A 10,627-nucleotide genomic window follows, 5' to 3' on the forward strand; every position below is an offset into this window, starting at 1 on the left:
GTTATTGATCGACCACAGACAGAGAGTCTTGAAGTGGGTCGCAACATAAGTCTGAAGCATGCACGTGAAAGTTCAGTCGTCGCAAAGATATTTTTTCCAACTGAAAAATATCCGATGAAAAAGTGCTGTTTGGTTCGTTTTTAGATGATGGCAAAAAGACTCTTTTTTAGACTTAATAGCTTTATCCGTGATTTTGTGGCTGTTAGGCCGACGTAAAATCTAGTTTTACGGTTTAAATCGGCAAAAAAATCAATATTTCAACAATAAAAAACCGGCATCTAAACCTAGTTGCAATTAGGTTTAGTGCTCTGATAAGCTTCTTCGGCGATGTTTACCGGCGGCCAAAGCGGCCTTCAAGTCTTGCGAATACATCTTCTGGATACGGCTGAAAGTTATCAGCGGTAATACTTAAAGTTTGCCCGTTAAATATTATTTAACTATTCATATCTGATCAGGCGTCATCGTTGGACGCCTGTCTTCGAGTGTTTAGTTAACTGTGTCATTGAGATAGTTAAACAGTCTGATGCAACTTCCTTCGCAATCCGCAATATGCCAATGGTTGATCGACAATACCGACGTCAAGGCGTCGGACATCAATCGAGCGCGCAAGCTGTGCATGGCTGAAAGCGATAGCGATGACGAGGTGCTGCGCAACCTGCTACGCCTCGGCGCCGTACGTGACGAGCAGGCGGTCCAGGCTTACGCGACGCTGCTCGATGCGCCCAGTCTGCGGCTTGACGAAGCCTCCTGGTGCGTCGAGCCGTTGATGCTCGGCAGCGAACGATTCTTGCGGCAGTACGGTGTCGTCGCCATTGCGACCGACGCCACAGCGATCACCGTCGCAGCCAGCCCACCCCTGACGCAGTACGCGCTGGACGCGATGGGCTACTGCGCCGGCAAGACCGTGTCATTGCGGGTAGCCACCGCCACCGACGTCAATACTTTGATCGAACGCCTGTACGGCCAGGGCCGCAGCGCCATGGATGCGCTGATCGAGTCGCTGGACGAAAGCAGTGGTGCCGAAGAAGACATTGAACACCTCAAGGACCTGGCTTCCGAGGCCCCGGTCATCCGCCTGGTCAACCTGATTCTGCAATGCGCCGTCGAGCAGCGGGCTTCGGATATTCACATCGAACCTTTCGAAAGCCAGCTCAAGGTGCGCTACCGCATCGATGGCGTGTTGCATGAGGCCGAGGCACCGCCGTCCAGCTCATCGGCGGCGATCATTTCGCGCCTGAAGATCATGGCTCGACTGGACATCGCCGAGCGCCGCCTGCCCCAGGACGGCCGCATCATGTTGCGCATCCAGGGCCAGGAGCTGGATTTGCGGGTGTCCACGGTGCCCACCAGTTTTGGCGAGTCGGTGGTGATGCGCTTGCTGGATCGGCGCACCGTGAGTTTCGACTTTCCCAGCCTGGGCATGGACGGCGAGCGCTTGCAGACGTTCCTCGATGTCCTGGAAAGCCCCCATGGCATCCTGCTGGTGACGGGCCCCACCGGCTCCGGCAAAACCACCACGTTATATACCGCGCTGTCGCGGCTCAACACGGCCGAGCGCAAGATCATCACCGTGGAAGATCCGGTGGAGTATCAGCTCGAAGGCATCAATCAGATCCAGGTGAAGCCGGCAATCGGCCTGGACTTCGCCAGTGCCCTGCGCTCGATTGTGCGTCAGGACCCGGACGTGATCATGATCGGTGAAATGCGCGACCTGGAAACCTGCCGCATCGCAATCCAGAGTTCGCTGACCGGCCACCTCGTGCTTTCAACCCTGCACACCAACAGCGCAGCGGCGAGTATCACGCGACTGTTGGACATGGGCGTCGAAAGCTACCTGATCGCGTCGACCGTTAAGGGCATTCTCGCCCAGCGCCTGGTGCGCCGCCTGGACCCGCAGACGCGGATCGCCTTCGAAGCCCCGCCGGAAATGGTCGCCGAACACGGTCTAGAGCGCTTTACCGAGCAGCGTCCGGTCTTGCTGTACCGCCCGGCCAGCGAGTTGCCCGGCGGCGGTTACCACGGTCGCAGTGCCATCACCGAATTGCTGGTGATGAACGAAGAGCTGCGCTCATTGCTGATGCGCCAGGCGGATGCCGAGACCCTCGAGCAGGCGGCGCGGCGGGGCGGCCTGCGCACCTTGTACGAAGAAGGCCTGCGTCAAGCCGTGGCCGGCATCACGTCCCTGGAAGAGGTGCTGCGCGTCACGCGCGGTGATTGACCATGGCCCATTTTAAATACCGCGCGTTGGATGCCGATGGCGTTACTCGACAAGGCAGCCTGGAAGCCGTCGATGAAGCCAGCGCCGTCGTGGTACTGCAAAAACGCGGCTTGCTGTTATTGAGCCTCAGTGTCAGTGCCGAGACTGGCCTGGGTGCGGCCTTGCGCCGTGGTGCAATGAATGGCCCCGCTCTGGTCAGTTTTACCCAGCAGCTGGCCACTTTGCTGGGCGCCGGGCAACCGCTGGAGCGCTCGCTGGGCATTTTGCTCAAACAGGCCAACGAGCCCCGGCGCAGATCGCTGCTGGAACGTGTGCGTGAACAGGTCAAGGCCGGCAAGCCTTTGAGCCAGGCGCTGGAGGAAGAACACGGTCAGTTCTCCAGCCTGTACATCAGCATGGTGCGCGCCGGGGAAGCGGGCGGCTCCCTGGAAAATACCCTGCGTCAACTGTCCGACTATCTGGAACGCAGCCAGACGCTGCGTGGCGAAGTCATCAATGCGTTGATCTACCCGGTCTTTCTGGTGGTCGGCGTGCTTGGATCGCTGGCGCTGTTGCTGGCCTATGTGGTGCCGCAATTCGTGCCGATCTTTCGCGATCTGGGCGTGCCCATTCCCATGATTACCCAGGCCATTCTCGGCCTCGGCGAATTTCTCAGTGCCTATGGCTTGCTGGTGTTGGCGACGCTGGTCGTGCTGGTGTGGGGCGTGGCCCTGGCACGCCGCGATCCGCAGCGCCGGCAACGGCATGACCAGCGTCTGCTGTTGATCAAGGTTATCGGGCCGTTATTGCAACGCATCGAGGCGGCACGCCTGGCACGCACCTTGGGCACCTTGCTGAGCAACGGCGTGGCCCTGCTGCAAGCCATGGTCATCGTTCGCCAGGTGTGCGGCAACCATGCCTTGCGCGCTCAGGTCGAGCAGGCCACGGAGCGGGTCAAGGGCGGCGGGACGCTGGCACAGGCGTTCGGCGAGCAGCCGCTGCTGCCGGAACTGGCCCTGCAGATGATTGAAGTAGGCGAACAGGCCGGCAATCTCGACGCCATGTTGCTCAAGGTCGCCGACGTGTTCGATGTCGAAGCCAAACGCGGCATCGATCGCATGCTCGCTGCGTTAGTGCCGAGCCTGACCGTGGTCATGGCGGTGCTGGTGGCCGTGATCATGCTCGCCATCATGCTGCCGTTGATGAGCCTTACCAGTAACATTTGAGGAAACTGACATGTCCCGATTCAACGCTGCTGCTGGCCGTCGCCAGGGCGGTTTCACCCTGTTGGAAATGCTCGCCGTGATCGTCTTGCTCGGCATCGTCGCCACCATCGTGGTGCGCCAGGTGGGCGGCAACGTCGACAAGGGCAAGTACGGCGCCGGCAAGGCGCAACTGTCCAGCCTGGGCATGAAGGTCGAAAGCTTCGGACTGGACGTCGGCAGTCCTCCAGGCAACTTGCAGCAGCTGATCAGCAAACCGGCCAATGCTGTCGGCTGGGCAGGCCCATACGCCAAGCCCTCGGATCTAAATGACCCGTTCGGCCATGCTTTCGGCTATCGATTTCCTGGCGAGCACGGCAGTTTCGACCTGATTTTCTATGGTCAGGACGGTCAGCCCGGCGGTGATGGCTACAAGGCCGACATCGGTAACTGGGAATAACCGTGCAGGCCTGGGATCGCTCGCGCGGCTTTACGTTGATCGAACTGCTGGTGGTGATCGTTTTGATCGGCATCAGTATTGGTCTGGTCAGCTTCGGCGTCGGCAAGGGCCTGCAGGCGGCAACGGAACGTCGGGCGCTGAGCGAGTTGGTGCAGGCGCTGCGCGCCGCGAGGGTGCAGGCCATTATCACAGGGCAACCGGCGCAGACCCGTTTTGACCTGGACACAGCGCGTTTTCACGGCCCCGATCAGCACGCCCACCGCCTGCCGCAGGACATGCACGTGCAACTGCTGACCGCCGAAGGGTTGGGCTCGGCTTTCGAGTTCTACCCCGATGGCGGTTCCAGTGGCGGGCACCTGTTGTTATCGCGCAACGACAAACGTTGGCGGGTCGACATCAATTGGCTGACGGGCAACGTTCAGTTGAGCTCGCTCAATTGAACGGCCAGCGTGGTTTTACGCTGCTGGAGATGCTCGCGGCGCTGGCTGTGTTGGCGATTTGCAGCAGTGTCCTGGTGGCGGCGTTCGGGCACAGTGCGCGCGCCTTGCAGCAGGTGCAGCGCAGCGATCGCCTGAGCCTGATCGCGCGCTCGCTGATGGACGACGCCAGCGATCGTCCCCTGCAAACGGGACGTAGCCACGGTGAGTGGAGCGGGGTGCAGTGGCAGCTGGTCGTCAGCCTGCTGCCGGGAGCTGAGGGGCCGGCCAGTGCCTATCGCCTGGACCTGCAAGTCGATGACGGCGCTCGGCAAGCGCGCTACAGCACGCTGCAAGTGCGCAGCTCAGGCACCGGGGCAGCGCAATGAGGCGCTGCTGCCGAGGTTTTACCCTGCTGGAAGTGCTGGTGGTGATCAGTCTGCTGGGTGTGTTGTTGACCTTGATCGGGGCGGCCGTTGCCGGCGCCAATCGGGCTATGGCCAAAGCCGAGCGCTACAGCACCCGACTGGATGAAGTGCGATCAACCCAGAACTTTCTGCGCCATGCGCTTGGCCAAGCGCTGCCGTTGTCCGCCGGCAATCCGGGTGAGGCTCAGTCGTGGATTTTTCAGGGAGAGCGGCAAAGCCTGGGTTTCTATGCGCCACTGCCAGCGACATTGGGCGGTGGTTTGTATCTGCATCAGCTGAGCCTGGAGGGCGGGCGTCTGCAGGTGCGCTTGCAGCGTTTGCAAGGTTCGGCCTTGCAGCCATCGAGCGACCCGCAAGTGTTGCTGCATGACGTCGAGAGCGTGCAACTGAGTTACCGCGGTGTCTCGCCCAAGGGGCAAGTTAGCCCATGGATGGACCACTGGCCCTGGCCTGGACGTTTGCCGCGCGCGGTGCGCATCGATGTGCAGCTGGGCGGCGCCATTGCCTGGCCCACGCAAAGCATCAGCCTGCGCCTGGACTTGTCCGGCGAGAACAGCGCGCCATGAAGCGTCAGCGCGGCGTCGCGCTCCTGCTGGTGCTGTGGGTATTGGCCTTGCTCGGCACCTTGCTCGCCGGTCTGGTGGGGTGGGTGCATCTGCAAAATCGCCAGGCCCTTTGGCAGCGCCAGCACTTGCAGGGGCTGCTCGCTGCCGAGGCAGGCGTTGGCATGGCCGTGCTGGCCCAGCTCGAGCGCAACCCGCAACGCCACTGGTTGGCGGATGGCCAGGTTCACGCGATGCGTTTCGATGACGCCGAATTGGCTGTCAGCCTGAGCAGCGAGCAAGGCCGGTTGGACCTCAACACCGCGCCCACCGAGCAAATCGCCAGGCTGTTACAGGCCTGTGGCGCGACGCCTGGCGAAGCCTTGCAGTTGGCAAAGGCCGTGGATCATCGCCGAGGCGACAACCAGCCCCCCCTGCGGATGATTGAAGAGTTGCGAGAAATACCCGGCATGACCCAGGCGCTGTACCAGCGGGCTGTCGCTTACGTAACGCTGTGGAGTGGCTTGACCGGCCCCGACCCGCAGTTGGCAGCGCCTTGGCTGCGGCGGGCGCTGAACCTGCCGCGAGCGGGCCCGAAGGTCGCGGATGGCGGATCGATCATCACGATAGAGAGCCGGGCAACCTTGCCCGGCGGTCAGACCACGACGCTACGCGTCACCTTGTTACTCAATCCATCGAAGGAGGGGGCACGGCCTTATCGGGTCCTGCGCTGGCAAGAATGAAACCATTGATTTCACCGCCGTGGGTTCAGCGACTGGCACGACTGCGCGCCGGCTGGCACAGCCACTGGTACGGCAGCCTCGGGCAACGTCTATGGCAGGCGTGGTTGCAGGAGCTGCGCAATGCATTGCCGGCCCGCCTGCACACAGGCCTGTTGCAGCCGACCCGTGAACGGCTGTTGGACTGGCCGCTGACGGACCCGCTCGCCAGCGGTGACGGCGACCGCATGGTGCTGCTGTTGCCTTATGCCATGGTGCTGGCGCAACCGTTGCAGTTACCCCTGGCCGCCTCCCGCGATCTGAGCAGCGTGATGGGTTACGAGCTGGACAAATACACGCCGTTTCCCCGGGAGCACATGCACTTCGTGGCACGGGTCCAGAGCCGGGGTAAAACCATGGCGCGGGTGCTGCTGGTCGCCATCCTGCGCGAGCGTCTGCAGAGCGTCCTCGAGCATTGCCGTGAGCGCGGCCTACGCCTGCACGCCGTGGACTGTCGCGGTGCCGACGGCCAGCCCCTGGGCGTCGACTTGCTGCCCGGCGAACATGAACGGCAAGGCGCCCGCACGGGCAGTCTGCCACGCTACCTGGCCGTCCTCTGCTTCGGCCTGGTGCTCGCCTGCATGCTGATGTGGTTGAACGCTCGCTCGGCGATGGTCGAAGCGATGCAAACCAGCGTCAACGAACAGCGCCAGCAGGTGCAGGCGCTACAGAACCTGCGCCGGGAACTGATCAATACTCAGGGCGCTGCCCGCTACCTGACGCAACAAAGGGCTGCCCAGCCCACGCTGGCCAGCGTGCTGTTGGATCTCACCGGCTGTCTGGGCAGTGACACCTGGGTCGAGCAATTGGAGATCAGCGAAGGCGGGGGCGTGTCCATCACTGGCCAAAGCTTAAAGGCCAGTGCCCTGATCGGTCGCGCCAAGACCTGTCGAACCCTGGGCGATGCGCAATTCCAAGGCATCATCCAGCCTGACGAGCACACCGGCAAAGAGCGCTTCTCGCTGCACGCGCTATTGCGCAAGGAGGCCACCGATGCGTCGTGACCTGAGTGCGCGGGAACGCCGTTGTGCCGCCCTGATCGTTCTCGCCCTGGTGCTGTGGGCTGCCTGGTGGTTGCTGGTGCAAAGTTGGTTCCTGGATCCTCTGATCGATATCGAGAACCAGGCCGACAGCCTGCGTGAACAGCAACAGCGCTATGCCGGTGTGCTGCAACAGCGCGACATCCTGCAAGCGCAATTGCAACAGGCCCGGCGTGACCCCGCCAGCCGCACCAGTCTGCTCCCCGGCGACGACCCGAGCGGCGTGGCCGCCGACCTGATGCAGCGCAGCCTCGATCTGGTCAAGGCGCACGCCGAGCAAGGACCAGGTTGCCAGGTCACACAGCGCATGCCTATCACCCCGGAGCAGGACAGCGCCGAGCCCTATCGCCAGGTGAAAATCAGCCTCACCCTGGAGTGTGCCGTGGAGCCACTGGTCAACCTGCTGCACGACCTCGAATACGGCCAGCCCTTTCTGTTCGTCGACAACCTGAGTATTCGTCGCCCGGCGTCAGCGCCTGCGAGTGGCGGTGCCGGGCGCTTGCAGGTGCAGCTGTTGCTGCGCGGTTACCTGCAGCCGGCCTCTGCCCGGGAGCCCAAAGCATGACGCCTGGCCGTTCAAGTCTGATCCTGTCGGTAATCGCCGCGCTGTTGGGCATCTTGCTGTTAACCCTGGCGCTCGGCGCGGGGCGCGCCGAAAACTGGTTGCCTGCCGATGCGCCAGGCGAACTCCCGGCCAAGGCCGCGCCCCGGCCCCTGCCTTCGCTTTCGGCCCAGGCGCTGGCCCTGACCTGGCAGCAGTCGATCTTCAGTCCGGATCGCAAACCCGACCTTGTCACCGGCAAAGGCGAACCCGCCTCGCTGCAAGGCATCGTGCTCACCGGTGTGATCATCGACAGCCAGGCCCAGTGGGCATTGCTGCGCCTGGCCAACAAACGCCCCCTCAAGCTTGCCCTCGGCAGCGCTCTGGACAACGGCTGGACCCTGACCGCGCTCAGCCCGCAGCAAGCCACCTTCATGTACCAGGGCCAGACCCGTCAACTGAGCCTGCCCGTATTACGCCTGCCGCCGCCATCGACAGCCCCCCTTATCACTCTTCCAAACGTACCGAGACCATGACCCATTGCTTCCCTGAGATTTCCCGTTTGCGCAGCCCCTTGTTGTGCCTGGCCACTGCCGTAGCCCTGGGCGGCTGCACGTTCAATCCGCAGTCATTGCAAAATGACTCGGCCCTGATGCAGGAAGCACTCAACGGCACCGGTTCCCAGCGCGCGCCTGTGGTCAACGAATCCGGCACGGCCTCAAGCGCCTCGACGGCCCAGACCATCGCGCCCGCCAAACGGCAGATCATTCGCGGCAACCAGAGCTTCGTGCGCACGCCCCCAGCCGCCGCACCTGTAGCCAGCACAGGGCAGCGCGCCGGGGACAGCGCGGACATCGTGTTCAATTTCACCGACCAGCCGATCGAAGCGGTGATCAACAGTGTGATGGGCGACTTGCTGCATGAAAACTACAGCATCGCCCAAGGTGTCAAAGGCAATGTCAGCTTCTCGACCTCACAACCGGTGAACAAGCAGCAAGCCCTGTCAATCCTGGAAACCCTGCTGTCCTGGACTGACAATGCCATGATTCGTCAAGGCAACCGCTATGTGATCCTGCCAGCCAATCAAGCCGTGGCCGGCAAGCTGGTGCCGGAAATGCCGGTAGCCCGGCCGTCCAACGGAATGTCCGCACGCCTGTTTCCATTGCGCTACATCTCCGCCACGGAAATGCAGAAACTGCTCAAGCCCTTCGCCCGGGAAAACGCCTTCCTGCTGGTAGACCCGGCGCGCAACGTGCTCAGCCTGGCCGGCACGCCCGATGAGTTGGCCAACTACCAGGAGACCATCGACACCTTCGATGTCGACTGGCTCAAGGGCATGTCCATTGGGGTCTATGGGTTGCAGCGCGCTTCGGTCGCCGAGTTGATGCCGCAGTTGCAGAAGCTGTTCGGGCCTGACAGCGGCATGCCGTTGGCGAGCATGGTGAAATTCATGCCCAATGAGCGCACCAACTCCATCGTCGCCATCTCGTCGCAACCGGCGTATTTGCAGGAAGTCGGTGACTGGATCGCGACCATTGACGAGGGCGGCGGCAACGAGCCGCAGATGTATGTCTATGACGTGCGCAACATGAAAGCCTCGGATCTGGCCCGGTACCTGCGCCAGATCTATGGCAGCGGCGCCATCAAGGACGACGCGGCAGCCAAGGTCGCGCCGGGATTGCGGACCGTCGCGCTGTCGTCACTCAATGGCAGCAGCAATGGCGTTGCCGGTGGCTTGGGTCAAGACTCGGCTGGCATGGGATCAGAGGGCGAGGGCACTCAGGCCGGCGCTGAAGAAGAGCAGGGCGAGGACGAGTCATCCGACGCCAGTGCCAGCGAATCTACCGAGGCCAGTGGTCAAATGGCTCAGCAGAGCCTGGAAGAAAGCGTGCGCATCACCGCGCAAAAAAGCACCAACCAATTGCTGGTGCGCACCCGTCCTGCGCAGTGGAAGGAGATCGAGTCCGCTATCAAGCGCCTCGATAACCTGCCGTTGCAGGTGCAGATCGAGACGCGCATCCTCGAAGTCAAACTCTCCGGCGAACTGGACCTGGGCGTGCAATGGTACCTGGGCAACCTGGCGGGAAATTCCTCGAGCACCACCGTCGCCAACCAGAGCGGCAGCCAGGGCGCGTTGGGCAGTGGCGGGGCAGGGTTGGGCGCCACCGATGCGCTGTTCTACTCCTTCGTCAGCAATAACCTGCAAGTGGCATTGCATGCACTTGAAACCAATGGGCGCACGCAGGTGCTGTCAGCGCCATCGCTGGTGGTGATGAACAATCAGCAAGCGCAGATTCAGGTGGGTGACAATATTCCCATCAGCCAGACGACCGTCAACACAACCAATTCCGACACCACGTTGAGCAGCGTGGAGTATGTGCAGACCGGCGTGATACTGGATGTCATCCCGCGGATCAATCCGGGTGGCCTGGTGTACATGGATATCCGCCAGCAGGTCAGTGACGCCGATTCCAGCAACGTGACCGCCACGCAATCCAATCCACGCATTTCCACCCGTTCGGTCTCCACGCAGATTGCGGTGCAAAGCGGTCAGACCGTGCTGCTTGGCGGGCTGATCAAGCAGGACAATGCCGAAACCACTTCAGGCGTGCCGGGGCTTTCGAAAATCCCTGGCCTGAAGTGGCTGTTCGGCAATACTTCGAAGTCCCGCGACCGGACCGAGCTGATTGTCCTCATCACTCCGCGGGTAGTGACTAGTGCCAACCAGGCGCGCCAGGTGACCGATGACTATCGCCAGCAGATGCAACTGCTCAAGCCGTGAGTGGCAGTCTCGCCTCGTTGGGTGTGTCAGGTCCCAGCGCGGTATCGGGCTGACAATGTCGAAGTGGGCCAATGCGAATTCATCATTCAGAATTCCGATGGTTTTCTCATAAGGTTTGGTAAATGGGCTTTGGTGAACTGTCTGCTTGCTCAATCTGGTCCTGGCGGGCGACCGTCCATTGCGGGGCTATTGCTGCGTATTGCGAAGGACGGTTGTCGACCGATTCTGTTGAAAAAGTCG

At 61.8% G+C, this 10,627-nt stretch carries 11 protein-coding genes; all 11 read left to right on the forward strand.

All coding sequences use genetic code 11. From position 1 onward, the window contains the following. Positions 1–523: 523 nt before the first annotated feature. The 11 genes from gspE to gspD are packed head-to-tail and all read left to right on the forward strand — an operon-like array spanning position 524 to position 10,387. Positions 524–2,218, forward strand: a complete 1,695-nt coding sequence (gene gspE / locus NL64_RS20145; RefSeq protein ID WP_034149819.1) for a type II secretion system ATPase GspE — start codon at positions 524–526, stop codon at positions 2,216–2,218. Positions 2,219–2,220: 2 nt separating this feature from the next. Next, positions 2,221–3,423, forward strand: a complete 1,203-nt coding sequence (gene gspF, locus NL64_RS20150) for a type II secretion system inner membrane protein GspF (protein WP_034149820.1) — start codon at positions 2,221–2,223, stop codon at positions 3,421–3,423. 10 nt (positions 3,424–3,433) lie between these two features. Further along, entirely contained in the window at positions 3,434–3,859 is a 426-nt protein-coding gene (gene gspG / locus NL64_RS20155; RefSeq protein ID WP_034149821.1) for a type II secretion system major pseudopilin GspG, read from the forward strand. Positions 3,860–3,861: 2 nt separating this feature from the next. Beyond that, the gene (locus NL64_RS20160) at positions 3,862–4,299 is read left to right on the forward strand and encodes a GspH/FimT family pseudopilin (RefSeq protein WP_034149822.1); all 438 of its coding nucleotides are present in this window, start codon (positions 3,862–3,864) and stop codon (positions 4,297–4,299) included. Continuing rightward, entirely contained in the window at positions 4,296–4,664 is a 369-nt protein-coding gene (locus NL64_RS20165; protein WP_034149823.1) for a type II secretion system protein, read from the forward strand. The genes NL64_RS20160 and NL64_RS20165 overlap by 4 nt, the downstream gene beginning before the upstream one ends. Continuing rightward, on the forward strand, positions 4,661–5,269 hold the full coding sequence (locus tag NL64_RS20170) for a prepilin-type N-terminal cleavage/methylation domain-containing protein (protein ID WP_034149824.1): 609 nt from the start codon (positions 4,661–4,663) through the stop codon (positions 5,267–5,269). The genes NL64_RS20165 and NL64_RS20170 overlap by 4 nt, the downstream gene beginning before the upstream one ends. Further along, positions 5,266–5,988: a type II secretion system protein GspK gene (locus NL64_RS20175; RefSeq protein ID WP_034149825.1), complete on the forward strand. Its 723-nt coding sequence runs from the start codon at positions 5,266–5,268 to the stop codon at positions 5,986–5,988. Before NL64_RS20170 ends, NL64_RS20175 begins: the two co-directional genes overlap by 4 nt. Beyond that, positions 5,985–7,028: a type II secretion system protein GspL gene (locus tag NL64_RS20180; RefSeq protein WP_155292770.1), complete on the forward strand. Its 1,044-nt coding sequence runs from the start codon at positions 5,985–5,987 to the stop codon at positions 7,026–7,028. Before NL64_RS20175 ends, NL64_RS20180 begins: the two co-directional genes overlap by 4 nt. Further along, on the forward strand, positions 7,018–7,629 hold the full coding sequence (gene gspM / locus NL64_RS20185) for a type II secretion system protein GspM (protein ID WP_034149826.1): 612 nt from the start codon (positions 7,018–7,020) through the stop codon (positions 7,627–7,629). The genes NL64_RS20180 and gspM overlap by 11 nt, the downstream gene beginning before the upstream one ends. After that, positions 7,626–8,141 (forward strand): hypothetical protein, encoded by a 516-nt coding sequence (locus NL64_RS20190; protein WP_034149827.1) that lies wholly within the window; start codon positions 7,626–7,628, stop codon positions 8,139–8,141. Before gspM ends, NL64_RS20190 begins: the two co-directional genes overlap by 4 nt. Next, on the forward strand, positions 8,138–10,387 hold the full coding sequence (gene gspD, locus NL64_RS20195) for a type II secretion system secretin GspD (RefSeq protein WP_034149828.1): 2,250 nt from the start codon (positions 8,138–8,140) through the stop codon (positions 10,385–10,387). Before NL64_RS20190 ends, gspD begins: the two co-directional genes overlap by 4 nt. Positions 10,388–10,627 lie beyond the last annotated feature (240 nt).

The organism is Pseudomonas fluorescens, assembly GCF_000802965.1.
Lineage (GTDB): Bacteria > Pseudomonadota > Gammaproteobacteria > Pseudomonadales > Pseudomonadaceae > Aquipseudomonas > Aquipseudomonas fluorescens_A.

Bases quoted from the DNA above. Each gene is read 5' to 3' on its own strand.
- gspE (WP_034149819.1), top strand. From the start codon at position 524: ATGCAACTTCCTTCGCAATCCGCAATATGCCAATGGTTGATCGACAAT.
- gspF (WP_034149820.1), top strand. From the start codon at position 2,221: ATGGCCCATTTTAAATACCGCGCGTTGGATGCCGATGGCGTTACTCGA.
- gspG (WP_034149821.1), top strand. From the start codon at position 3,434: ATGTCCCGATTCAACGCTGCTGCTGGCCGTCGCCAGGGCGGTTTCACC.
- NL64_RS20170 (WP_034149824.1), top strand. From the start codon at position 4,661: ATGAGGCGCTGCTGCCGAGGTTTTACCCTGCTGGAAGTGCTGGTGGTG.
- NL64_RS20175 (WP_034149825.1), top strand. From the start codon at position 5,266: ATGAAGCGTCAGCGCGGCGTCGCGCTCCTGCTGGTGCTGTGGGTATTG.
- NL64_RS20180 (WP_155292770.1), top strand. From the start codon at position 5,985: ATGAAACCATTGATTTCACCGCCGTGGGTTCAGCGACTGGCACGACTG.
- gspM (WP_034149826.1), top strand. From the start codon at position 7,018: ATGCGTCGTGACCTGAGTGCGCGGGAACGCCGTTGTGCCGCCCTGATC.
- NL64_RS20190 (WP_034149827.1), top strand. From the start codon at position 7,626: ATGACGCCTGGCCGTTCAAGTCTGATCCTGTCGGTAATCGCCGCGCTG.
- gspD (WP_034149828.1), top strand. From the start codon at position 8,138: ATGACCCATTGCTTCCCTGAGATTTCCCGTTTGCGCAGCCCCTTGTTG.